This window comes from Shewanella schlegeliana (genome assembly GCF_016765635.1).
GTDB lineage: Bacteria > Pseudomonadota > Gammaproteobacteria > Enterobacterales > Shewanellaceae > Shewanella > Shewanella schlegeliana.
This window is the reverse complement of record NZ_JAESVD010000005.1, coordinates 193,145-217,515: the sequence shown is the minus strand read 5'-3', so window position 1 is coordinate 217,515 and position 24,371 is coordinate 193,145. Positions and strand designations below refer to the sequence as shown.

General features: G+C 45.8%; 17 protein-coding genes. 9 read left to right on the top strand and 8 right to left on the bottom strand.

Annotated elements, in window-relative coordinates; translation table 11 throughout:
• Window positions 1–31 precede the first annotated feature (31 nt).
• Window positions 32–1,507, top strand: coding sequence for a putative bifunctional diguanylate cyclase/phosphodiesterase (locus JMA39_RS10400; protein ID WP_202721814.1), 1,476 nt, complete (start codon window positions 32–34; stop codon window positions 1,505–1,507).
• Between the two features lie 64 nt (window positions 1,508–1,571).
• On the opposite strand, the gene JMA39_RS10395 is transcribed toward JMA39_RS10400, so the two are convergent.
• A complete protein-coding gene (locus tag JMA39_RS10395) occupies window positions 1,572–2,048 on the bottom strand; it encodes a thioesterase family protein (RefSeq protein WP_202721813.1) in 477 nt (158 codons plus the stop codon).
• Between the two features lie 173 nt (window positions 2,049–2,221).
• Between JMA39_RS10395 and JMA39_RS10390 the strand changes: the two genes are divergently transcribed.
• From JMA39_RS10390 to JMA39_RS10360, 7 genes are all read left to right on the top strand, one after another.
• Complete coding sequence (locus JMA39_RS10390; RefSeq protein WP_202721812.1) at window positions 2,222–2,662, top strand: OsmC family protein; 441 nt, start codon at window positions 2,222–2,224, stop codon at window positions 2,660–2,662.
• Window positions 2,663–3,116: 454 nt separating this feature from the next.
• Window positions 3,117–6,164, top strand: coding sequence for an EAL domain-containing protein (locus JMA39_RS10385; RefSeq protein WP_202721811.1), 3,048 nt, complete (start codon window positions 3,117–3,119; stop codon window positions 6,162–6,164).
• 121 nt (window positions 6,165–6,285) lie between these two features.
• Window positions 6,286–7,623, top strand: coding sequence for a DEAD/DEAH box helicase (locus JMA39_RS10380; protein WP_202721810.1), 1,338 nt, complete (start codon window positions 6,286–6,288; stop codon window positions 7,621–7,623).
• 205 nt (window positions 7,624–7,828) lie between these two features.
• A complete protein-coding gene (locus JMA39_RS10375) occupies window positions 7,829–8,182 on the top strand; it encodes a hypothetical protein (RefSeq protein WP_202721809.1) in 354 nt (117 codons plus the stop codon).
• A 269-nt stretch (window positions 8,183–8,451) separates the two neighbouring features.
• Window positions 8,452–9,576: a CobW family GTP-binding protein gene (locus JMA39_RS10370; RefSeq protein WP_202721808.1), complete on the top strand. Its 1,125-nt coding sequence runs from the start codon at window positions 8,452–8,454 to the stop codon at window positions 9,574–9,576.
• 139 nt (window positions 9,577–9,715) lie between these two features.
• A complete protein-coding gene (locus JMA39_RS10365) occupies window positions 9,716–11,074 on the top strand; it encodes an MATE family efflux transporter (protein ID WP_373316323.1) in 1,359 nt (452 codons plus the stop codon).
• 187 nt (window positions 11,075–11,261) lie between these two features.
• A complete protein-coding gene (locus JMA39_RS10360) occupies window positions 11,262–12,404 on the top strand; it encodes a TonB family protein (protein WP_202721806.1) in 1,143 nt (380 codons plus the stop codon).
• Between the two features lie 72 nt (window positions 12,405–12,476).
• Here the strand turns inward: JMA39_RS10360 and JMA39_RS10355 are convergent, their stop codons facing one another.
• From JMA39_RS10355 to nadK, 6 genes are all read right to left on the bottom strand, one after another.
• Window positions 12,477–13,046 carry a LutC/YkgG family protein gene (locus tag JMA39_RS10355; RefSeq protein WP_202721805.1) on the bottom strand — a complete coding sequence of 190 codons (570 nt, stop codon included), beginning with the start codon at window positions 13,044–13,046 and terminating at the stop codon, window positions 12,477–12,479.
• A gap of 4 nt (window positions 13,047–13,050) precedes the next feature.
• Window positions 13,051–14,424: a lactate utilization protein B gene (locus JMA39_RS10350; protein WP_202721804.1), complete on the bottom strand. Its 1,374-nt coding sequence runs from the start codon at window positions 14,422–14,424 to the stop codon at window positions 13,051–13,053.
• An 8-nt stretch (window positions 14,425–14,432) separates the two neighbouring features.
• Window positions 14,433–15,176, bottom strand: coding sequence for a (Fe-S)-binding protein (locus tag JMA39_RS10345; RefSeq protein WP_012278159.1), 744 nt, complete (start codon window positions 15,174–15,176; stop codon window positions 14,433–14,435).
• A 388-nt stretch (window positions 15,177–15,564) separates the two neighbouring features.
• Window positions 15,565–18,393 (bottom strand): FAD-binding and (Fe-S)-binding domain-containing protein, encoded by a 2,829-nt coding sequence (locus tag JMA39_RS10340; protein ID WP_202721803.1) that lies wholly within the window; start codon window positions 18,391–18,393, stop codon window positions 15,565–15,567.
• Between the two features lie 103 nt (window positions 18,394–18,496).
• A complete protein-coding gene (locus JMA39_RS10335; RefSeq protein ID WP_202721802.1) occupies window positions 18,497–20,140 on the bottom strand; it encodes an L-lactate permease in 1,644 nt (547 codons plus the stop codon).
• 659 nt (window positions 20,141–20,799) lie between these two features.
• Window positions 20,800–21,678 carry an NAD(+) kinase gene (gene nadK, locus JMA39_RS10330; protein ID WP_202721801.1) on the bottom strand — a complete coding sequence of 293 codons (879 nt, stop codon included), beginning with the start codon at window positions 21,676–21,678 and terminating at the stop codon, window positions 20,800–20,802.
• Window positions 21,679–21,778: 100 nt separating this feature from the next.
• On the opposite strand from nadK, the gene grpE reads away from it, so the two are divergent.
• Entirely contained in the window at window positions 21,779–22,381 is a 603-nt protein-coding gene (grpE, locus tag JMA39_RS10325; RefSeq protein ID WP_202721800.1) for a nucleotide exchange factor GrpE, read from the top strand.
• 115 nt (window positions 22,382–22,496) lie between these two features.
• On the opposite strand, the gene dxs is transcribed toward grpE, so the two are convergent.
• On the bottom strand, window positions 22,497–24,362 hold the full coding sequence (gene dxs, locus JMA39_RS10320) for a 1-deoxy-D-xylulose-5-phosphate synthase (protein ID WP_202721799.1): 1,866 nt from the start codon (window positions 24,360–24,362) through the stop codon (window positions 22,497–22,499).
• Window positions 24,363–24,371: the final 9 nt, after the last annotated feature.

Here is a 24,371-nt window from a genome sequence, read left to right as displayed (position 1 = left end):
TGAGGCGTGATAACAGGTAAAGTACTCATTTATGGACAGTTTTTGGATGATTTCCACTGTGTGTTTATTACTGCTTATTTTGTTAGTATGGGTATTGTGGCGGTACTATAGACTGCGTAATCAAATTAATAAGCTGTTTAACCACCTAAGCCTTAAAGATATTCAGCTCCCCTCTAGCCCCGCCTCTTTATCTGCTAAATTGAAAGGCTTACAAGAACTCATCGCAAGCCTCTATGCACAGAGTCTGCAATCAGAACGCGATAAGCTCACCGAGCTTGATAATCGCTTGAGTATGAAACGTAAGATGGCGGCCATGATGCCGTTAGATAAAGGCAGTTTAGTTTTACTCGATATCTATCGTTTTCGCTACGTGAATGATCTGTTTGGTTTTAACTTTGGCGACGAACTGCTTAAACAGATAGCCGCGAGAGTGAGAAGCCTTGCTCCCGAAGGTTCGCTCATTGCCAGAATGAATGAAGATGAGTTTCTAATCTATTTCACTAGTGCAATGACAGAGCCGCAGCTGCAGCAGCTTATCGATAAGCTACAGCTCCCCTATGACATCTTTGGTAGCATCATAACCACAAGAGTGCAGATGGGGCACTTGGCGTTAGAGCCGTTTCACAGTGATATTAGTACCATGCTACGTCGGCTCGATTTAGCGCTAAAAAAAGCTAAGACCCGAGATGTGGCACTGTCTGAATACTTGTTGGGTGATGATGCGGTGCAGCTTAGGGAAGTTTCGATTATCAATAGTCTCGCCAAGGCTCTACGGGATGGCGAGCTTTATATGGTGTATCAGCCTAAGCAAAGTATCCCCCAAGGCGATTGCCATCAGGTTGAGGCGTTAATGCGCTGGCAGCACCCGTTACTGGGGAAGATCTCGCCCGCAGAGTTCATTCCATTAGCCGAATACTCCGGCATGATAGATATCGTTAGCCAATGGGTCTTGGATGAAGTTTTCGCCCAGCAAGCCCAATGGCTGCAAAGTGGCATAAAACTGCAGGTAGCGGTTAATCTATCGACTCAAGATCTGCGTAATGCCTCTTTGATCACAGGTATAGAGGCTAGGCTTGAGCAGTATAAGTTCAACGCGGAAATGATTTCGATAGAGATCACCGAAAGCAAGCTTATGCAAGATCTTGACGGTGCGGTCGCCACTATTAAGCGTTTACGCCAAATTGGCGTCGATGTGGCTATTGATGACTTTGGTACTGGCCACTCATCTCTGGCTTATCTTAAGTATTTACCTGTCGATGAAGTCAAGATTGATAAAGCTTTCTTAGATGATCTTGACGTTGATGACAGGGCGAGGCATATCATGGATACCAGCATTAGACTGGCGAAAGGCCTTGGTTTTAAGGTGACTGTTGAAGGGGTGGAAACAGAAGATGTTTTGCAGTTACTGCTCAGTATGGGCGTTGATAAAATTCAAGGTGATATTTTTTCTAAGCCTTTAACGGCGAAAGAGTTGGAGTCCCGCTGGGCGAAAATAAGTAAGACGTAACACTCCAAAAAAAGTAAGTCCCAGATCAACTTTGAGACTTACCTTTGTCAGTCTTGGTTAGGCTTTAAAAAATAATCGCTTCAGAGAAGGCTTCACCTAGTCGCCCAATTAACTGTGCAGGCATTGGACTTAGCTGACGTTTCTTATTCATGCAGATCATCTCAATCTGAGCAGTGACTGCAGGTTTTTTCCCATTGGGACGCCAGATCTCCTGTAACCAAACCGTACGGTATTTACTCTCAAAGTAAAACTTGGTTCTAATATCGATAATATCGGCAAACTCGACGCCGTCGTGACAAAGCATATCGCTACGATATACGGCAAACCCTAAGTCATACTCATCCCATAAGCTGGCTAACTCGTTGGCACCTATTACGTGCTCGCGCGCACGCTCGAAGTATTTTAGAAAGTTAGGGTGGTAAACCACACCTGAAAAATCGGTATCTTCATAGTAAATTTGAACCGGGAAGTGATAGGTCTTGCTGTACTGTACAGCTTTAGACTCAGACGTATTTGACTGCAGAGATTGAGTTTGTGACATAGTGATTTAGCTTTATTTTTGCCAATGTAGGATCTGTAGTCATCAGTTTATCATAGTCGCGTTCTATAAATCGCTAACTGAAAAATTGGAGAAAGCGTGAGCAGTGCTTGAGTTTTTGTTGAAATAACCATTAGAATAATCTCATTAAACTAAATCTAATGGAGTCGGGTCTGATGGCAGAGAAGTGCATTGAAGTTAAAACACACATGGGTGAAGGTTGGAAGGTTACCGCTCAGGTAAGAGAGCACCAGTTAATAATCGATCAGCCAACAGCGGGTAACGAAGGGGCGAATCCATTAGAAACATTTATATTCTCTCTCGCGGGCTGTATCTCCACCATAGCTCGAATGGTCGCTAGAGAACAAAAAATAACACTTAACCATTTTGATGTATCCATTAAGGCACAGCTAAATACGTTAGGTCTGCTGGGTAAGACCACAGACGATCCGGTTGGATTTAAACATATCGATATCACCGTTGAGATGGATGCTGCAGCTAATAATGAACCATTAACCGAAGCGCAAAAACAGACGTTTATCGATACAGTTTGTCATCGCTGCCCTGTGCATGACAATCTATTAAAGCCAACGTTAGTGACCCATCAAGCGGGCTAATCATAAATATTTGCAATACTTCATCACACTAAAGCGGTGGTGAAGTATTGCTTGACGGCTTAAGCGGTTTATCGCCTAAATAATTGAACGCACCAGTGTTATGCAACCCAGACTCTTTGGGCGCATAGTTCTTACTCGATACTTTCAATCGCACTTTTTATTGTACTAGCGGCTCACTCCTCCAAACCTTCACCATGTCTGATGTTTGCTTAGTGTAATATTTCGCCTAAGTTCTTTGAAATTTAGCTATTTAGCGTTTATCTTTGTAAGAGGGGAAATAATGCCGCTGAGTTCAATATTGTCCCATACCTATGGAGCATTAGACACTTTTTAGGCTTGGTAGGCGTTAATGGTTTAATCGCTACCAACAAGGCGTAATCGCCGCCTTCTAGAATAGGTTACGAACTATAAAAATAACTTTTAAAAAGAATTTATCAAGGATGAATAGCTTCTTATGGATCAAGGCTTAGTTCTCTCACTCATACAAAATGCCGCCTTATTACTTGCGATAGTACTCGTCTATGACGCCTTTCCGCGTACTCAAAAACGTTCATTAGCTAACTTATGGCGTGTCGGCAGTGGTTGCCTTATTGCGGTTATCACCATCGCCATTATGTTAATGCCCTGGCAGTACAGTGATGGTATTTTCTTAGATTCAAGAACCATTATTCTGAGTATTTGTGGTCTATTTTTTGGTGGTATTCCCACACTCGTCGCGGTGGTTCTCAGTAGCCTATATCGTTTGAATGAAGGTGGAATCGCCGTATGGTCAGGCGTAGGTACCATAGTGACATCAGGGCTTATTGGTTACCTGTGGGGAAAGTATCGTAAAGGCGATATAGAGGATATCCGCATCATTGAGTTATTGGCCTTTGGCTTTTTGACAAACAGTGTGGCCTTACTCTGGGGCTTGACCATGCCTACAGAAATGGCTGTCGATTTATTAAAGCAGATCACTATCCCCTTGTTGCTTATCTTTCCTATCACGACCGTGTTATTGGGGCTGTTATTATCTCGGCGGATTGAAATTGAGCGAGAGCAAAAGCTCAAGTTACAGGATCACCTGTTGTTTAAGTCACATTTCCATAGCGGCAATATGGCCATCGCAATAACCGATGTCGATCATCAGTGGATTAAAGTTAATCCAAACCTGTGTCAGATGCTCAAATATACCGAAGAGGAGCTATTGGGTTTCTCTTGGGAGGAGTTGATTCCAGCAGATGACTTTCATCTGTATCAGCATTATTTTACTCAGATGGTTGAGGGAGAGGTTGACGAATTTGAACTCGATGTCGCTCTTATCGCAAAAGATGAGTCGATTGTGTACACCCACATGACGGTGGCATGTCAAAGAGTGCAATCAAAGGTTGCGTTGATCATTACCGGGTTATTGAATCGTACCTCTCAAAAGGAGGCCGAGAAAGACAGAGCTGCGAGTCAGGAGCAATTAGGGTTAGTGCTTGGCAGCAGCGCGCTGGGATTTTGGGATTGGGATATTCCTAGTGATGTCATCGAGCGTAATGAGCATAGCGCCGCTTTACTGGGGTGTGATCTTGATACCCTTAATCGAACGCCAGAATTGTGGGTTAATTCGATTCATCCTGAGGACAGAGTCGCGGTGATTAACTCGATACAGGCTCATCTTAACGGTGAAACTAAGCAGCATAAAATTGAGTACCGTATCCGTAATCAGGCTGCTGAAACATTGTGGATTTTAGACTCTGGCAAAGTGATGAGCCGCGATCAAAGTGGTTGCCCCATAAGAATGTGCGGTATCCATACCGATATCACTGAAAGAAAGCGAGTTGAGGAGTCATTAAAGCTTGCGGCATCAGTGTATAACAACAGCTGCGAAGCCATGAGTGTACAGGATGAGCAGGGCTTCATTATTAATATCAATTCGGCGTTTACCGATATTACTGGTTACAGCGAAGCCGAAGTTAAGCATCAAAATATTAGGATATTGCAGTGCAGCCGTAACAATCGTGGTGCCTATGAGCAGATGAATTTGGCCCTCGAGGAGGAGGGGCGTTGGCAGGGGGAGATATGGCTAAGGCGCAAAAGTGGTGAGGAGTTCGTGGTTTGGCTTACATTAAATGCGCTATTTGATGCCGAAGCCCAGAGCCAGCTACGGGTGGCACTGTTTTCTGATATCACCGAAAAGAAGCAAGCTGAGCAGATTATTTGGAAACAGGCAAACTACGACCCGCTAACGGGTTTACCTAATAGACGCATGTTGCTTGACTATCTTAATGCTGAGATCTTGAAGTCAGACACTCGAGAGCTGCATTTTGCATTGATGTTTTTAGACTTAGATTACTTTAAAGAAGTGAACGACACGCTCGGTCATGATATGGGCGATATGCTGTTAACAGAAACCGCCAAGCGACTTAAAGGGTGTATTCGGGAAACCGATGTTGTGGCAAGGTTGGGGGGAGATGAGTTTACCATTGTTTTATCGGGGATCACCGACATCAAAGGTGTTGATAAGGTGGCGAAGCATATCTTAACTCGTATTGCAGAGCCCTATAATTTAGGCGAGGAAACGGCCTATATTAGTGGTAGTATCGGAATTACTCTTTATCCCGATGATGCCTCGATTATTGAAGGGCTATTAAAGCATGCCGATCAGGCTATGTATGCTGCCAAAGATGAAGGGCGAAATCGTTTTCATTATTTCACTCCATCGATGCAGCGATACGCTAAGTACCGGATGCGATTGATCCAAGATTTACGTCAGGCAATTGCTAATCAAGAGTTTGAACTCTACTACCAGCCCATAGTCTGTTTGCAGGGGGAGCAGGGACTTAAGGCTGAGGCTTTGATCCGCTGGCGTCACCCTAAACGTGGTTTGGTTTCGCCAATAGAGTTTATAGCAGTTGCAGAGGAAACAGGGCTAATTATTGAAATAGGTAATTGGGTATTTCAGCAAGCGGCTCGGCAGAGTGCGTTATGGCGTGATCGCTTCGGAGTTGAGGTACAGATAAGTATTAACAAGTCTCCCGTACAGTTTAGGGATGAAGGTGAAAGTTTTGAGTCTTGGGTATCCTTGTTAAAGACACTAAATTTAACCAATAACAACATCTGTATCGAGATTACCGAAGGCTTATTGCTTGACGGTAATAGTGCTATCTCTTCTAAATTGAAACAATATCGTGACTCAGGCATACAGATCTCACTAGATGACTTTGGTACGGGCTACTCTTCATTGGCCTACCTAAAGAAGTTTGAAATAGACTTTTTAAAGATAGATCAGTCTTTCACTCGCAACTTAGACAGTAATAGTGATGATTTTACCCTGTGTGAAGCGATTATTGTGATGGCCCATAAATTAGGTATGAAAGTGATAGCAGAAGGGGTTGAGACTGATTACCAACGTAAGGTACTAGCAGGTGCAGGCTGTGATTACGGACAAGGTTATCTATTTTCAAGACCTGTCCCAGTTGAAAAATTTGAGCAGGCCTATCTAGAGCCCGACAATACCTTAATAGAGAGAGCTTGATAGAAAGAGCTTAGTAGAAAAGGTTTAGGCTTGATCTTGGCTATTATCTGACGCGGTATTTTGCTAGACTCCGCGCTCACTTTTATTCCTTATACCCTTACTTAGTCCTATTGAGCCGACCATGAACTTTGATGCATTCGATTTACATCCCCAAATATTAGATGCAGTTTCTGCGCGCGGATACCAGCAATTGACCCAAGTTCAATCGCAGGTTTTACCCGTTGCCATGGAAGGTAAAGACATTATGGCGTGTGCGCAAACCGGTACAGGTAAAACTGCCGCCTTTGCCCTGCCGTTGTTAAACTGGTTAGTTAAGGAATATAACCTCTCAGGACAGGATGAGGCAGAACTTGAGTACCAATCTCAGCTGAGGGTATTGGTGTTGACGCCTACACGCGAGCTTGCCATTCAAGTCGCCGATAATATCACCGCTTATGCGCAGTTCTTACCCTTTAAGACCACTGCGGTATATGGTGGATCAAACATGAATCCCCAGCGTAAGGCGCTGCAAGCTGGAGTCGATATTCTGGTCGCTACACCGGGTCGCTTGTTCGATCATATTGGTCAATTTGGTCTCGATCTGTCGAATGTGACTCACTTAGTGGTTGATGAAGCCGATCGCATGCTGGATATGGGGTTTGTTCGTGATATCGAAAAGGTCAAAAAGCTGGTGGCTGCTAGTCACCAAACACTTTTCTTCTCAGCAACTTACAGTGAAGAGGTTAAAAAGTTAGCCGAGAAGATGTTGATTGCGCCGGAATGGATCAATGTTGCGACATCGACCACGGCGAGTCTTATCACTCAGGAAGTTTACCTAGTCGATACTCGCCGAAAGTCTGAGCTACTCTCTGAATTGATTGGTCGTAATAATTGGCAGCAAGTATTGGTGTTTGTTAGCACTCGAGAAAGTGCCGAGCATCTGCATACAGAGTTAAAACTTGATGGTGTGAAAAACGCCGTTTTTCATGGTGAGAAGACTCAAGGGGCGAGAAATCGTGCACTTGAAGAGTTTAAGTCTGGAAAATTAAGAGTCATGGTGGCGACCGATGTGGCTGCACGCGGTTTAGACATCGAAGCTTTGCCTTTGGTGATTAACCTTGAGTTGCCATTTGCCGCCGAGGACTATGTGCATCGTGTTGGCCGCACTGGGCGTGCAGGTCTTGCTGGTCATGCTATCTCGTTTGTATCACCGCAAGATAAAAGCATGTTGCAGGAGATTGAACTGTTAATCGGTCAGAGCTTGCCGTGCATCACCATGCCTGGCTATGAAGAGGGTGCCCCTTTACCGGCTCGCTATCGTGACGTGGTGGCGAAACCGGTTAAAGAGAAGAGCCATAATAAGCGAAAGTATCAAGACAAAAACCGCACCGCTAAAAACGCCGTGGGTAAGAGCAACTTCCGCGGCGCGACATCGGGTAAGAGCAGTTATGGCCGCTCGAAAGACAAAGCAAAAAAATAGCGGACACCGCCGTTAATTAAGTGCAGAAAGTGAACATATCGATTACTCGTGTGTTCACTTTTTTTATGGGGTAAGGTAAGTCTTTTAAAGTAAAAATTCGAAAGGGAAATATAAGCGCTGTTAGTGAGAAGTTTAGGTTTAGTTTATTTTAGGCTCCTAAGCAGAGGAATAAGCGAATTGTTTAAAAGCGAAAGAGGAGAGAAAGATGAGCAAGTTAATTAACTTGGGTTTGGTTGCAACCGTGACAAGTCTGCTACTGGGCTGCGCCGCTTATGATGAGCAAGCGAGTTCCGAGCAATCGATAGCGCAGCAAACTGAAGTTAAGCAGGCATCGGCGCCTGAGTCTAATCCAAATCGTTGTAATTTAGCCTGGTTTAAGCAAGTCGAAAAGCAAATTTCCACTGGAGATGGACAAGGGCATGGCCCCGATCTTGGCTCGTTAGAGTGGCGCTCTGTCGTTGAGTTTAAACTGGGGATTCGTGGTAATGAGGCAAATCCAAAGTTAGACTCTGAGCAGTGGTGTGATTATATCGAAAAGCATTATCTTAGTCGGCCCTAGCTGTTAATTTAAGCTCTTAATGCTAGCGGTTAACTTAACGCGTTAACTTAAGTTGCAGTCTTTTCAAAATTTTTGTGACCTTTGCTCAAAACTGCTATGTAGTGGGAGTGCATACAAATACACACCAAGACAGTTGTTTTAGAGGGGGCAGATTAAGTATTTGCCACAGATTTAGAGTCTATATGGCCACTTTGCTATTTGGCTATGACGTGACATCTAAGCCTCTTAACGATTAGAATCTCTAGCTACTAGATTGAATGAGTTAGGCTATGATCCACAAAATAATCCCAACTAATGTCATTACCGGCTTTCTAGGTGTCGGCAAGACCTCTTTAATTAAAACCCTATTGCAACATAAGCCAGAGGGAGAGGTATGGGCCGTTTTAGTCAATGAGTTTGGTGAGATCGGTATCGATGCCGGGCTGCTTGATACGGGCAGCGACCAGGTGCAGATCAAAGAGGTGGCGGGCGGCTGTATGTGCTGCGCGGCAGGCTTACCTATGCAGGTGGCAATCAACCAGCTTATTGCCAAAGCTAAGCCCGACAGGTTACTGATTGAGCCTACGGGTCTAGGTCATCCCAAAGAGGTGCTTAAGGTGTTGACTCAGCCTCATTACCGACAAGTCCTAGCGATGAAAGCCTGCGTGACTCTAGTGGACGCGAGAAAGCTCGATGATAAGCGTTATACCGAACATGAAATCTTTAATCAGCAGCTGCAAGTTGCCGATCTGGTGCTGGCGAGTAAGGTTGATAGCTACCAAGTATCACTCATGACACGATTAACGGATTACCTTGAATTAGTTAACGGCGCCGATAGGCAAGCCGTTACTGTTAAGCCGTGGAGCCTTAAACAAGCAGAGGAACTCAGTCCGTCAATTTTAGCCTTATTAGACCTTCCCCATAAAGGCGTGACCTCTATCAGTGCAAATAGAGCGAAAGATTCAGTTTCTGGCGTTGAGCCTAAAATAATGGCTGCAAGTGCAAAGAGCATTCAGCAGCCGCGTCTGATAGATCTAAATTATAGTCCACTCTTTTCTGAGCAAGATACAGGCTCAGCTTCGAGTCAATATATTGAATTTGATCAATGCGGGCTGCAGCGTAAGACCAATCAAGGTGATGGCTTTTATAGTTGTGGCTGGGTGTTTGAGCCAAGCTATGAGTTCGACTTTGACCAGCTGCTGACGTTAGTTACAGGGTTAGATGTGGTTAGGCTTAAAGCTGTGATGATCACCGAAGAGGGGATTGCAGGCTTTAATCGTGTTGATTCAGAGCTATCCATTGTTGAGCTCGATGATGCGATGGACTCGCGAATTGAGCTGTTATCTATGTCACCAATCGATATCGAAACAGTAGAGGCGGCTTTGCTCGCACTATCTTCGCGTCTTGGCATCTAGCTATCCATGTTGAAATAGCTATTTTGCTCACTTGCATGTTAACTCGCTACTATTTTAAGTAGCTTATTAGCGATTAAGTTGTAGAGCTGTAAATCGGCGAAAGAATAACAATAATAAGAGAATGACCATGACCCACCCTATGCCGCCAGCTGAAACGAATCGAGTCGCAGTTGACTCGCCGATGATCACCGAGCCAATAGGCAAGCTATTTTGGCGTTATAGTATACCGACAATTCTATCTATGTTAGTGACGGGAATTTACGTCACCATCGATGGTATGTTTATCGGCCATTATTTGGGCGAGGTTGGGCTAGCGGGCATGATCTTGGCCTATCCTATCGCTGCAGTGCTCTATGCTATTGGTGCCACTCTGGGTATGGGCGGTGCAGCCCTTGTCTCAATCCACCTCGGGCAAGGTGAGAGTCATATTGCGCGGCGTATATTGGGAAATACCTTTAGCCTATGTTTGCTTTCTGGCTTAATTACTACGGTACTAGGTTGTTATTTTTCAAGAGATATCTTGGTGTTGCTTGGGGCTGAGGGAGAGATCCTCAGTAGCGCCGATGATTATCTGTTTTGGTATTTTGCCTTAGGCACATTTCCAATTGTGTCGATGGCATTTACCGCGTTACTTAGAAACGATGGCCGCCCAGGATTTGTGACATTTGTTTTAATTCTAGGTGGCGTACTTAATACCGTGCTCGACTGGTTACTCATCGTCGTGTTTCCCTACGGATTGATGGGCGCGGCAATTGCGACCATGATCTCCCAAGCCGTCACTGGCGCACTGTGTTTACAACATTTCTTTTCGAGTCGAACCGAAATCGGCATCAATCTTGAGCAGATGAAGCTTAAGTGGGATCACTGCGCCAATATCATCCGTGTTGGTATTCCCAGCTTCTTAATGAATATGTACCTGACCGTGGTGCTAACGCTGCACAATGTGGCGTTTCTCACGGTGGGCACGCCGCTGCATGTGGCGGCATATGGGGTGGTGAGTTATACCGAAGCCTTTTTCTATCTGTTGTTTGAGGGGATCGCTTTCGGGGTGCAGCCTATCTTAAGCTTTAACGCTGGCGCCAAGCGCTTCGATAGGGTGAAGCAGGCGCTGAAGATGGCCTTCTCGGTGACCTTAGTCTGTGCTGCGCTTGGATTAGTGTTTATCTATTCGGTACCGCAGCTGTTTGTGTATATCTTTGCTGGCGACAACGCCTTACTCACCCCAATAGCAACCGAAGGAATGCGCTGGTATTTCTGGGGGTTACCGATGGAGGGCTTGTTATTAGTTGGCGCCTCTTTCTTCCAAGCCATCAATTACTCAAAAGAGGCCTCTATTTTAACTGGCGCCAAACTGATCCTGTTTGCAGCTATTTTGTATGTGTTTGCTTGGGCCTTTGGCGTACCTGGCGTGTGGATTTCACTGGCGACTTGCAGCACGATATTGGTGATCTGGATGGGCTGGATTATGAAGCGAACCCACACTAAACTGTTAGCCTAAATCTGGCGGTAGGAAATGGGGTTAAGCCGTTGATTTTAATTGTTGTAACCACTTTCAGTCTTGTTTGGAGGTCAGTGGTTATGTTAGTTTTATGTGTTGCAGTGCAAAAGTTGAACTGGAATAACTTTTGAAATCAATGAAGATTGAAGTCGATAACAATGATAATAACAATGAATAAGGATTTTTCATGTTACAAGGACGACATAGCCTAAATTGCCGTAATTTGATCTGTACAGCTCTCTTGGCAAGTGCAATGGTTTTCCCTCCTCAGCTGGTAGCTTCAGAGTTTGGTGACGCCTATTCAGCCTATAAGGCGGCAGTGACAGCCAAGGATAAAGTGGATACCCAGACTTATGCACTTAAGGCTTATGAGCTTGGTAAAGTAAAACTCGGCGCCGATAGTTTAGATACGGCGATATTGGCTCTCAATGCGGGTGATGCTTTGATTGCGAACCTGCCTGAGTACACCTTCGATGAAGAAAACGCTGCTAAGGCTAAAAAGCTAAAGCAGCAGGCATTTGAGCTTTATCAAGTGACACTTCGAACTTATCGAGAAACATATGGCGAAGAGGCGGTCGAACTGATTGACCCGCTTATGGGGTTAAGTGACGCTAGCAGTAAAAAAGATGCTCGTGAGTATTTAGATGATGCACTCGATATAGCCGAAGACTCAGATAATCGCTTGCTACTTGCCGATACCCAGATGGCCTATTTTAAGCGCTTAGTCAACTCTTCCTATTACAGCCGCAAGGTGCGTAATTATGCTATCGAAGCTCAGGAAATCTATGTCGAGTTACTACCAGATAACGCAATGAAGCGAGTGCTTGCTAGTTTCACTGTGGGTAATATTCGTTTTGCTGAAAAAGATTATGATGAGGCAGAAGTGTTATTACTTGAGGTGATTAAGCAGTTCAAGCAGCTTGATTTTAGTCATCCTTATGAGCTTGCTGCTCATGCCAAGTTAGTTGAGCTATATGAACTTGAAGGGCAAAGTGACAAGTCTACCCAGCACTGTATTGCTATCGGTACTATGGTTCCTTGGAAAGAGGATATCGAACCTGTACCTCTGTTTCGAAAACCGCCTGATTATCCGATCTCTTATGTAAAAGCTGGCAAAGAAGGCAGTACAGAGATGACGTTTACCATAGATAAAATGGGTTTCGTTAAAGATGTCGTGGTTGTTGACTTAAAGGGGGGCAGTAAGTTTGAGAAAGAGTCACTAATAGCGCTCAAAAAGTGGCGCTATGCCCCAAAGTTTGTTGACGGAAAAGCAGTTGAAGTTAAAGGGCTTAAAGTACTGCTACATTATAATCTTGGTCCTGTACGCTAGAAAAACTCTATATATGAAAAAGCCCTAGCATAATGTTAGGGCTTTTTTGATCGAACTTGATTTATCTGAGAGTTAAACCAAATATACGTTCAGGCTACACGCGCCGTGGGCACCGACAACCAATGCTTGCTCGATATCGGCAGTCTTTGATGGACCTGCGATAAAAGTACCGAACTGGCCAGAATTCAGAGTTAGCTTACTCGCAGCTTGATGCATGTTAGCCACTATCGTGCTCGAATCTAATACTAAGAATAGATTTTCACAGATAAACGGCGTCACGCGGTGGCCAAGGTTTTTGTTGTTAACCCAGATTGCCCCATTTTCGGCGACACCTAAGTCTCCAGGGATCACCGCATAATCGATATCTCTTAGCTGGTGGGCGGTATCGGTCACCTCGCGGTTGCCTTTAATGCCATCAACCATAGAGATGATCTGCATGCCCTGTGCAATATGTTGATCAACTTGTTCTTGTAATTTAGCTAGGCCTCCTTCGCGGTGCAAAGTGCCAGCTACGGTATTAAGGCTGGCTTCGAACTGACCGACTAAGTCATCAATTCGCGGTGAAACCTTGATAACCGGCATAGCTTGAGGCGCGATTGCGGCGCTCTTTAGCGCGTTAAGAATGTCGTGTTTACTAGACATGTTTCTACCCTCTATTTTTCTTAAACCAAGCTTCGAAGCTTGAGTTGGGTGCCACAGGTAACTCGCGATATTTCCCCCAAGCGCCTGAGAATGGTTTTAATAGGCTACCAGGCAGGATTTTTAGTGCCGTACGGGCAATACTCATCGAGCAATTAAGCGCCGTTTCACTGGCCATAAACTTACCTACTAATGGCATATAACTAGACTTACCGTAAGGCAGTTTCCCCGCTTCGGCTTTTAGGCGACGGTGGTGATGGATGATCTTATCCAGTGGCACTTTCGTTGGGCACACATAGGAGCAACTACCACACAAGGTACAGGCCCAAGGGATAGAGTTAGTATCATCGATTTTCGCCCCTACAGCGATACCGATTGGGCCGGGAATGGTGTAATTATAGCTATAGCCACCAGAGCGGCGATAAACTGGGCAAGTATTAAGACAGCCACCACAGCGAATACACTTAAGTGATTCGGCCAAGATTTTGTCTTTCAGCATATCAGTACGGCCATTATCGACAATAATCACATGCATCTCGCCGCCCTCTTGTGGGCCGCGATAGAAAGAGCTGTAAGTGGTGATAGGCTGGCCTGTAGCATTTCTAGCCAGTGTACGCAGCAGTACTGCAGCGCTGTCGATGTTAGGCACGATTTTGTCTATGCCCATTGAGTGCAGTTGCAACTTAGGCAGGTTGGCGCCCATATCGGCGTTGCCCTCGTTGGTACACACTACCACAGCTCCTTTGTCTGCTATCGCCATGTTAACCCCTGTCATCGCCGCATCGGCGGATAGGAACTGCTCACGCAGGTGCGCACGGGCGGCGCGGGTTAAGTACAGCGGATCTGAGGCTCCTGCCTCGGTGCCGAGTTTGTCGTGGAATAGATCGCCCACTTCCTCTTTTTTCAGGTGAATCGCCGGCACTACAATATGTGATGGTGGCTGCCCTGCGAGCTGGATAATACGTTCACCTAAGTCGGTATCGATCACCTCGATGCCCCGCTGCTCCAAAAATGGATTCATGTGGCACTCTTCGGTGAGCATAGATTTAGACTTAACCAGCTTCTTGACCTGATGTTTAGCCAAGATCTCATGCACGATACGATTATGCTCTGCGCCATCTTTAGCCCAGTGCACTTTAATATTGTTTTTGAGGCAGTTTTGCTCAAACTCTTCGAGATACTCCGCTAGATGCGTTAGCGTATGCAGTTTCATCTCTGAGCCAATTTGACGCAACTGCTCCCACTCTGGCAGGCTGCCAGCAGCGCGGTCGCGTTTTTCTCGTAACATCCACAAGGCTTTTGAGTGCCAATCGACACGAGACTCATCTTTACAGAAGATCTCCGCTTTATAGGCATGTACCGCTGATTTAGAGCTAGACATATCTTCTCCTAAAGCGCTGCGTTGATGATTTGAGCGATATGGCGAGTCTCAATTGGCAATTTCTGCCTTCTGACCATACCATCGATATGCAGTAGGCAAGAGGGATCGAAGCCAACGGCATAAGCTGCGCCTGTTTCGGCATGCGCCTGTGCTTTATCTTTGCCCATCTTAGCGGATACCGCCCCCTCGTCTAGGGCGAAGGTACCACCAAAGCCGCAGCATTCATCGCGGCGATCTGGGTAGACAATTTCAATCTCGGGAATCGCAGCAAGTACGGCTTCGAACTTGTTCATGCGTGGCCCCATCTGCTCACTTGGAGTGGCAAGATCCAGCATGCGAATGCCGTGGCAGCTCATCTGTAGGCTGATCTTGTGTGGGAAAGGCTTACTAAAGGCTGGAATAGGAGAGATGTCGTGAAGAAACTCGGTTAACTCATACAGTTTATCAATGACAGCTTGAGCCTCTGGGCTGCTATCGAACTCATGAAAGTTCTCTTTAGCGGCAACGAGGCAGGAAGCGGCTGGGCAGACGATGGCATCACACTCAACACCCTTGAAGGCATTAAGTAGTTTCATGGTGGTCTTCTTGGCTTCGTTATAACAACCTGAGTTTGTCATTGGCTGGCCGCAACATGTTTGACCTTTTGGCAGTATGACTTGGTGTCCGAGCTTTTCTAATAATTCTAAGGTGGCGATTCCCACTTCTGGGACCATCTGATTCACTAGACACGGAATGAAAAGTGCGATCTTCATTGTGTTTTCTCTTCTATATTTGCAGACATTGTTAGCGACTTTCTAACTGTAAAAGTAGCCGCAAAAAGCCTGCTCAAAAAGCCGACTTTATCGTAAGCGGTCATTCGCCTATATTTATTCACACACTAAATATAGGCCGATAACCTTGTAAAAAGTAGTGCTAATTTAGCAAATAATAACGGGCATTTTTGCAAAAATGAAAATAATCTATCTATTTGTATAATATGGTAATTATTGAGTTGATACTCTAGGTGGGTAATCTGACTGACTAAAAATGGTTTGTTTGGTTGAGGTGGGGGATATCTTGATGAAAATGAATTAATTAGGGACAGTATCTGCCCCTAATTAATTGAATATTGCTCAGATTTAGGCAAAATATTGCACTGGGTTAACGAGTACACTCCTCTAGCAGATAAGCGAGGTGACGATACGAGATCCCACTATGTTGAGTTAGACCCACTTCACACATGCGGTTAGCATAGTAACCTTCACTCACATCGACGGGGATAAGCTTCTTGATGTTGCGCAGTGCGCTAGCGTTGATCTCAGGCTTATACAGGCCTTTCTCGCCGGCATAACCACAGCAGTTTATACCTGCAGGACGAACCACTCGCTTAGTACAAGCATCGACAATCGCTTCCATCTTAGGCTCAATCTTCATCTTGCGTGCGCTACAACCTAGGTGTAGTGCGACAGCTGGTTTTTGGCGTGTGATGGTTAGCTTATCAAGCAGTTTGTCATGGATGAAGTCAACCATATCAACAATCTCGATAATCTCGACCTTATCGCTCAGTGATTTATCACCTGCAAGAGTGCGGTACGTGCATGAAAGCGCATCGATGATCACGGGTAACTTGCCACCTTGTGTCATTGCTGCAACAGTCTCAATTAGTTCCTTGCGTTTAGCATCGGCATTTTTAAAATCCCCCTTGGACTCCCACATCTGCCCGCAACATAACTCACGCGTCTTTTCTGGTGTGATCACGTTATAGCCTGAGCGCTCGAGTAGCGTCACCACCACCTCAGGTAAGGTTCGGTTATCGGGATCTTTTGGTGTCGGACCAAAGGTGCGGCCGCCACAGGCGGGGAAGTAAACCACGGTTTCCTGACCAGGGATCGGTGCGCTGAGCCTTGGTAATTTCCCACCCTTTGGAAAGTCGGGGTTCCAATAGGGCACTTCTTTGCTGACTACGCGTCCCGCTTTCATTATCGCGCCGGTAATCGCGCTGCCCGTTATCTTGTGAATGGTACCCAGTACATCGAAACCAGTGCTGATCACCTGATTTACCGCGCCAAAGTGCTTAGCTTGGAAGTCGAGCACTTTTTGTTCTGTGCTGGTGATATAAGGCGTTCTGAGTTTACGTACTAGCTCTCCCATGCTGTTATCAACAGGGCAGGCAATAGTACAAAGCTGACAGGCGGCGCAGGTATCGACCACATCATATTTGGCGGCGGCGCGCATCTCTTCTGCCGCTTTTTTATCACCAGATTGCTCTAGACGCTCGATCTCTCGTAAGGTCGCAATGCGTTGACGTGGAGACATATTTAGCGCCGAAGTCGGGCAGGTCTTTTCACAGAAACCACATTCGATACACTTGTCGACTAAGTCATCGACTACAGGGCACGGCTTGATATTTTTAACGTGAATTTGGTTATCATCGTTAAGAATAACCCCTGGATTTAACAGACCTTCAGGATCAAAAATCTGCTTAATGCGTTTCATCAAGGTGTAAGCGTCACTACCCCATTCCATTTCAACAAAAGGCGCAACTGCGCGGCCTGTGCCATGCTCAGCTTTCATTGAGCCGTCATATTTATTGATCACCATCTCGGCAACATCTTGCATAAAGGCGTGGAAGCGTTCGATATCGGCTTGAGAGTTGAAGGTCGGCGTAATGATGAAGTGGAAGTTACCCGCAAGTGCATGACCATAGATAACCCCCTCTGGGTAGTTATGCTTATGGAACAGCTCGGTCAAGTCATTTGCCGCGGCCGCTAGGTGTTCAAGTTCAAAAGCGACATCTTCGATGATTACCGAGGTGCCTTTAGGGCGCTCGCCACCAATAATAGGGAACAAGCCTGAACGCATTGCCCAGTACTGGCCAAATACGGCAGGGTCATCACTGAAGCTGATAGGGCGCTCTGTCTCGATATGAGCAAGCTTAGCGATAACATCTTGGGTATAGCTATCTAAGGTTTGTTTATCGTTAGCACGAGATTCAATCAGCAAAATGGCGGCGCCTTCAGGTAGCTGTGCTAACCACTCTGGCATACCCGCTTTGCCCGTTACAGCCTTGATAGAGGCCCAGTCCAATAGCTCTGCAGCGGCTACGCTGTCACCCACAAGTGGTGGAACCGCGCGAGCGGCATCTTCCATATTGAAAAATACCGCCATGGCAGAGGCTTTAAAGCGTGCTTCATCGACCGTGTGGTAAGTGACCTCTTCGACAAAGGCCAAGGTGCCTTCTGCCCCCACAATTAAGTGATTGATCAGCTCGAAGGGGTCGGCAAAATCAACTAAGGCATTGAGGCTATAACCTGTGGTGTTTTTAATAGAGAACTTTTTACGAATGCGTTGAGCGAGCACTGTGTTGTTAACCGTTAGCTCTGCCAGCTCAGTTAGCTCTTTTAAAAGTTGTGGGTGAGACTGCGTAAAGGCGGCCTTTGACTCTTCACAGCCTGTATCGAGTTCTGTGCCATCGGCAAACAGTAGTTTGGCCGAAGCGATTGTTTGGTAGCTATTTTGCGCTGTACCACAACACATCCCTGAGGCGTTGTTAGACACGATACCGCCGATTTTAGCCGATGCAATAGTTGCCGGATCTGGACCAATTTTCTTATTTAGCGGTTTCAAAACCGCATTAGCATCGCCGCCAATGACGGCTGTGCCTAAGGTGATCTTTGATGCATCTTCACTGACCGTTAGGGTTCTGAAACCGTCATGACCTAAGATCAGCAAAATACCTTCACCGATGGCTTGGCCTGAAAGACTGGTGCCCGCTGCTCTAAAAGTGACTGGTGCGCCGTAGGTACGGGCAATGGCCAATGTGCGCTTAGCTTGCTCTAGCGTATCGGCGTGAACCACAATCTCTGGCACGATACGGAAATAACTGGCGTCGGTTGACCAGGCAAAACGGCGAACAGGATCGTTGGTAGCGGCATGCTCGCCAACTTGTCTGCGTAAATCTCTTAATACAGCTTCATAATTAATCGACATGAACTTTCTCTCACACACTGACTTTGAGTGAATTAAAGCCGCAGTTTCTGCGGCTTTTCGATGTTATTATTTTATCTATCTATTTTTGCCGGAGAGGAGGAGTTTAGAAGCCACCCCAAACCGCAGCGATAGTACCAGCGACTAAAGCATAGCCTAGTGCCACAGGCATTGTTTTACGGATGATCTCTGACTCGCGTCCAGCCATACCCACAACCGTTGCAGCGGCAACCACGTTCATTACACACATCATGTTACCGGCGTTAGCGCCAATACCTTGCATTGCTAGAATAAGCGCATGGTTAGCACCAATGTTATCTGCAACGCTATATTGAAGGCCTGAGAACATCATATTTGAGAAGGTGGCTGAGCCTGATAGGAAAGCACCAAAAATCCCCACAATTGGCGAGACCCAAGCCCACACCGCACCCATGCTGTTTGCTAATGTATCGGCCAGTGCAACAGGCATAGAGGCAAGACCTGAGGCATTTTCACCTGAGTTTAGGAAAATTTTCACCATAGGCACTGATGCACCAAGGGAGATAATGGTGGGTACCATAGACTTACACGATACCGAGATAGATTCCTTTATCGCCGGAGACTTCATTCTAAATAGGAAGAAACCAAGGATACAGACTAAGATGAAGAAGGCTCCTGGTGCGTAGAGTGTTGCAAAACCTGCTTTTAATTCTGTACCTAATAAGCCAGTCCAACTGATGTTGAAGCTAGATAACCAGGCTTTGAGTGGTGCGACTGTACGTGAAAGTACCAGTAGGGCAGCCATGATAAGATATGGAGACCAAGCGGCAAGCTGCGAGAACTTGACTTCAGTCTCTAGCTCTTTGCGCTGTTGGCCATCATTCTCTGCAAAATCATTCCACTGTTCTTTAGGTAGTAGGTAACCTTTCTTAGCAACCGGAATAACCAATGCCATACCGACAAGAGCACCGATAACCGATGGGAACTCTGGGCCTGCAAAGTAGTTGATCAACCAAGCGGGAACCGTGAAGGCAAGGCCTGCAAACAGGGCAAACTTCCAGATAGCTAGACCTTCTTTGAAGGATTTGTTTCGACCGAAGAAGCCTGTAAGAATCGCTACCATAGTTAATGGGATCAGAGTGCCCGTAACAAGGTCGATGGTGATCATATGCATCGCAATAAACTGGGCAAAATCTGAGAAACTACCGCCATGCTGAGCAATCTGCTCAGCAGCCATATTTGAGCCACCTTGGGTTAGGCCTTGCTCCATACCAAATAGTACAGGCAGACCGATAGCGCCAAATGATACTGAAGTTGAGTCGGCAATCAGTGCCACCACAGCCGCAGCAATCGGTGGAATGCCCAGTAATACGAGTAGCGGAGCTGCAATTGCAGCTGGCGTACCAAAGCCTGCTGAACCCTCAATAAACGAACCAAATAGCCAACAGATGATAATCACCTGTACTCGGGCATCACCGCTAATATTGGTGAAACCTGCACGAATGGTATCCATTGCACCTGAATACTTAAGGGTATTAAGCAGGAATACCGCACCAAAAATAATGGTCAATGGCGTTAAAGCTGAAAGTAAGCCCTCAACCACTGAGGCGGCAAGGAAGGTGGTATCCATCTGCCAGATAAATACTGCTGCAAGCCCTGTGAACACCATAGAAATTGGCATTGCTCTAGATGCTGGCATCCGCAATAGGACTAAAAACAGCATTACGCTGATGATCGGCGTTAAGCTTGCGAGTAGTTGAATAAAGGTCATGCTTGCCTCGTTTGATTTAAATTTCTGTATCTAACTTCAATTTCTACTTCAAATGATTAAATTTGAGTGATTCACTTCAATTGTTGCTACCCGAATATCTGGTTATTGCTAGTTGTGACGGGTAGAGGTGTGTACTAAACGTGAATTAGTAATTAATAAAGATGATCTAGATCATGCTCCGCCCTAATTGTGGTTGATAATACCGTTAGTGAGATCGATCACAATTCTTTGGTTTTGCATAAGGTGATCGCGATCACGCTAAATGTAGTCGTTGATGCTAGGTTGTCATGCGCATAGGGATGTTTGCAACATTTTCCACGTCAAACGTATCGATGTGTAACTTTTTGCAGTGAATTTGCGTTGAATTTGATCGTTAACTTTCTTATTGGGTACTTACTAATAGCTTTGGTTATTATCCCTTGTGTGACTTGCGTCTCACTTTGGGTGTTGTTCTTTTGCGTTTAAATATCATTATTAATCTAAGTTAATGTTTCAGCTAGCTTAGTTATTTAACGAGCATCACATTAGGTTTTACAGCCTAAATTAGGATGCAAAAAATACAGTAGCTTACTAACAGTGAAAGTAATGAAATTTACGAGTTTAAAGGAGGGGAGAGTTATGCCGATAGCCTAAGTCGGCATATCGGCAGTGTTACATCATTAGAAAAGTTTACTGCCCCAGCCTAGCTTGCTGCGCAATACGTGAAAGTAGTTATGACCTTTAGGGTGCACTAGCCTTAGGGTTTCTTCACTACGTTTGATGATGATCTCATCTCCAGGCAAAACAGACAGGTGCACATGACCATCACAGCTAACTTCCAAATTGTCGCCGTTATGGGGGGACACAACTAGCTTAATAATGCTGGCGGCATCGACGACAATGGGTCGACATGAGAGAGTATGGGGAAACATTGGGACTAAGATCACGGCGGAAAGATTAGGGGTTAAGATGGCGCCGCCAGCCGACAGTGAATAGGCCGTCGAGCCTGTAGGAGTAGACACAATCATGCCATCGGCCCGTTGGCTATACATGAATTTGTCATCGATATAAACTTCAAATTCAATCATATGGGCAATCTTACCCGGATGAAGCACCGCTTCGTTGACCGCGGTATTACTCGACTTTAACTCGCCATGACGGTGAACTTCAGCTTCGAGTAGAAAGCGCTGCTCAATTTCAAATTCGCCCTCAAGCACTTTTGATAAGGCTTCTTCAAAAGAGTCCGGTGGCAGGTCGGTCAAAAAGCCTAAGTTACCACGGTTAACACCAATCACGCCGATATTAAATCTTGCAAGTACACGAGCTGCACCTAGCATATTACCATCACCACCGACTACGATGGCTAAATCACATTGCTGACCAATTTCTAATAGGTCTACAGATTGGACTTGAGGCCCAAGCTCACCAGCGACGCGTTCTTCTACCAAGACTTTGTAGCCTTGCATGCTAAGCCAATGATGCAACCTTTTTAAGGTTTGCGTGGTTCCTTTATGGTTAGGTTTACCGATTAGACCAATTGTGTGAAACGTATTGCTCATAATTTATGTTAGATCCGGCTTTAGGCCTTGAAACCTTAAATTTGATCCCCATAATATGCTCAGAGCATGCAGAAACAAAGCATTTTTAGCTGGAGCAAAAATGAGCAACCAAACAAATAAAGCACAAGAGAACCAAGTTGAAGAGATCGTAGAGGGTGAATTGCTAAATAAGAACGGCACAGAAACCACTGACGAAGCCTCTTTGATGGATGAGCTTACTCTGGCTAACTTCCGTGTTGAAGAGTTAGAAAAAGCTTTGCAAGAAGCTGAAGCAAAAGTTGAAGCGCAAAAAGACTCAGTGATCCGTGCCGCTGCAGAAGTTGACAATATTCGTCGTCGCGCAGCAATCGATGTTGAGAAGGCGCACAAGTTTGCCTTAGAAAAGTTCATTAATGAGTTGCTTCCTGTATTAGATAATATGGAGCGCGCTCTGCAAGGAACTGACGCTGAAGCTGAAGCGACTAAGGCTATTTACGAAGGCGTAGAGTTAACCGCTAAGAGCTTTGTAAGCGCTGTTGAGAAGTTTGGCTTAGTTCAGGTCGATCCACAAGGTGACACTTTCAACCCTGAGTTACATCAAGCTATTGGTATGCAGCCAAGCGCAGATTTTCCTGCAAATACGGTTATGATGGTGATGCAGAAGGGTTACACTTTGAATGATCGTTTACTTCGTCCTGCGATGGTGATGGTTTCTCAAGGTTAATGAGCTATTGATGCTAAGCGGTTGTTTAGCATCAAAGGTATAAAAAAGGACTGCCATGGCAGTCCTTTTTATTTAGCTGTTTTTCAATCAAAGCTTCTATTCAAGTAAGATAAGGTTACGCAAGAAACTCTTCGATCTGCCTTTGAATACCCGCAGCATCTAACCCTAGCTCGCTGATGATCTCTTCAGGTGCACCGTGCTTAATAAACTCATCAGGCAAACCGATGAGTAATACCGGCTTTGGCATCTTAAGTGTCTGTAATAGTTCGAGTACGCCAGAACCCGCGCCGCCCATAATGGCATTTTCTTCAACTGTCACTAGCACATCATGGTTTGCAGCTAACTCTTTAACCAGTTCAACATCAAGCGGCTTAACAAAGCGCATATCGGCAACGGTAGCATCCAGTGCTTCGGCGGCGACTAAGCTGCTCGCTAATGTGGTACCAAAGTTTAGGATAGCCACTTTTTTGCCTTGACGCTTAATCAAGCCTTTACCAATTGGCATCGCCGTCATGGTTTCCACTTGTTTGGCCCCTGTGGCACTGCCACGTGGGTAGCGCACAGCTGTCGGGCCATCGTTATAGCAATAACCGGTATACAGCATCTGACGACATTCATTTTCATCAGATGGTGCCATGATCACCATATTAGGTACGGTGCGCATAAAGCTTAAGTCGAATGCACCTTGGTGAGTTGGGCCATCGGCACCGACAATACCGCCGCGGTCGATAGCAAACAGTACCGGTAGTCTCTGCAGTGCGACATCGTGGATCATTTGATCGTAGCCACGTTGCAGGAAGGTCGAATAAATTGCCACCACAGGCTTGTAGCCTTCGCAGGCGAAACCAGCACCTAAGGTTACGGCGTGTTGCTCGGCAATTGCGGCGTCAAAGTACTGCTTAGGGAATCGTTGAGAAAATTCAACCATACCTGAGCCTTCGCGCATAGCCGGGGTAATCCCCAAGACCTTTTCGTCTTTTTCAGCAATATCACATAGCCACTTACCAAACACTTCAGAGAAGGTTGGGTCTGACGGCATGGTAGCTGGCTTCTCAAAGGTTGACGGATCAAACTTAGGAACCGCATGCCAGCCGATAGGATCTTTTTCTGCAGGTTCATAACCACGACCCTTCTTGGTCATGATATGTAAAATCTGTGGTCCACTTAGATTGCGCATATTGCGCATGGTTTCGACGAGGGCATCAACATCATGGCCATCGATTGGACCTATGTAGTTGAAGCCTAGCTCCTCGAACATGGTGCCCGGCACGACCATACCTTTAAGATGCTCCTCGGTGCGCTTAGCCATCTCTTTGATAACAGGCATACCTTGAAGCACTTTCTTGCTGCTTTCGCGAATCGTGGTGTAGAAACGACCTGACATCAACTGGGCAAGATGGTTATTTAGTGCGCCAACGTTTTCAGAGATAGACATCTCATTATCGTTTAGCACCACTAGCATGTCGTTATGCAAGTCACCCGCGTGGTTCATTGCCTCAAATACCATGCCGCCTGTCATGGCGCCGTCACCGATAACCGCTACAACCTTACGGCCAGCTTGCTCTTTTTCGGCGGCAACTGCCATAGCTAATGCTGCACTGATTGAGGTACCTGAGTGACCAACGCTAAAGGTGTCGTATTCACTTTCTTCACGCCATGGGAATGGATGCACGCCACCTTTCTGACGAATGGTGTGCATTCTTTCGCGGCGACCTGTCAGGATTTTATGTGGGTAGGCTTGATGGCCTACGTCCCAGACAAGTCTATCGAATGGCGTGTTGTACACGTAATGAAGTGCTACGGTGAGTTCCACCGTACCAAGGCCCGAAGCGAAATGACCGCTTGATTTACCAACAGACTTCAATAGGAAACCTCTAAGCTCATCTGCCAGTTGTGGCAATACGGCCTGAGGGAGCTGTCTTAGCTCATCTGGGGTATTAGCCTGTGCAAGCACAGGGAATTGAGAAATATCAAAACTCATATCGAGATT

What these genes read in the sequence shown, in the direction of transcription:
- JMA39_RS10395 (WP_202721813.1), bottom strand. Translation starts at nt 2,048, where the DNA reads ATGTCACAAACTCAATCTCTGCAGTCAAATACGTCTGAGTCTAAAGCT.
- JMA39_RS10370 (WP_202721808.1), top strand. Translation starts at nt 8,452, where the DNA reads ATGATCCACAAAATAATCCCAACTAATGTCATTACCGGCTTTCTAGGT.
- JMA39_RS10400 (WP_202721814.1), top strand. Translation starts at nt 32, where the DNA reads ATGGACAGTTTTTGGATGATTTCCACTGTGTGTTTATTACTGCTTATT.
- JMA39_RS10380 (WP_202721810.1), top strand. Translation starts at nt 6,286, where the DNA reads ATGAACTTTGATGCATTCGATTTACATCCCCAAATATTAGATGCAGTT.
- JMA39_RS10385 (WP_202721811.1), top strand. Translation starts at nt 3,117, where the DNA reads ATGGATCAAGGCTTAGTTCTCTCACTCATACAAAATGCCGCCTTATTA.
- nadK (WP_202721801.1), bottom strand. Translation starts at nt 21,678, where the DNA reads ATGAGCAATACGTTTCACACAATTGGTCTAATCGGTAAACCTAACCAT.
- JMA39_RS10340 (WP_202721803.1), bottom strand. Translation starts at nt 18,393, where the DNA reads ATGTCGATTAATTATGAAGCTGTATTAAGAGATTTACGCAGACAAGTT.
- JMA39_RS10360 (WP_202721806.1), top strand. Translation starts at nt 11,262, where the DNA reads ATGTTACAAGGACGACATAGCCTAAATTGCCGTAATTTGATCTGTACA.
- JMA39_RS10350 (WP_202721804.1), bottom strand. Translation starts at nt 14,424, where the DNA reads ATGTCTAGCTCTAAATCAGCGGTACATGCCTATAAAGCGGAGATCTTC.
- JMA39_RS10345 (WP_012278159.1), bottom strand. Translation starts at nt 15,176, where the DNA reads ATGAAGATCGCACTTTTCATTCCGTGTCTAGTGAATCAGATGGTCCCA.
- grpE (WP_202721800.1), top strand. Translation starts at nt 21,779, where the DNA reads ATGAGCAACCAAACAAATAAAGCACAAGAGAACCAAGTTGAAGAGATC.
- dxs (WP_202721799.1), bottom strand. Translation starts at nt 24,362, where the DNA reads ATGAGTTTTGATATTTCTCAATTCCCTGTGCTTGCACAGGCTAATACC.
- JMA39_RS10355 (WP_202721805.1), bottom strand. Translation starts at nt 13,046, where the DNA reads ATGTCTAGTAAACACGACATTCTTAACGCGCTAAAGAGCGCCGCAATC.
- JMA39_RS10365 (WP_373316323.1), top strand. Translation starts at nt 9,716, where the DNA reads ATGCCGCCAGCTGAAACGAATCGAGTCGCAGTTGACTCGCCGATGATC.
- JMA39_RS10390 (WP_202721812.1), top strand. Translation starts at nt 2,222, where the DNA reads ATGGCAGAGAAGTGCATTGAAGTTAAAACACACATGGGTGAAGGTTGG.
- JMA39_RS10375 (WP_202721809.1), top strand. Translation starts at nt 7,829, where the DNA reads ATGAGCAAGTTAATTAACTTGGGTTTGGTTGCAACCGTGACAAGTCTG.
- JMA39_RS10335 (WP_202721802.1), bottom strand. Translation starts at nt 20,140, where the DNA reads ATGACCTTTATTCAACTACTCGCAAGCTTAACGCCGATCATCAGCGTA.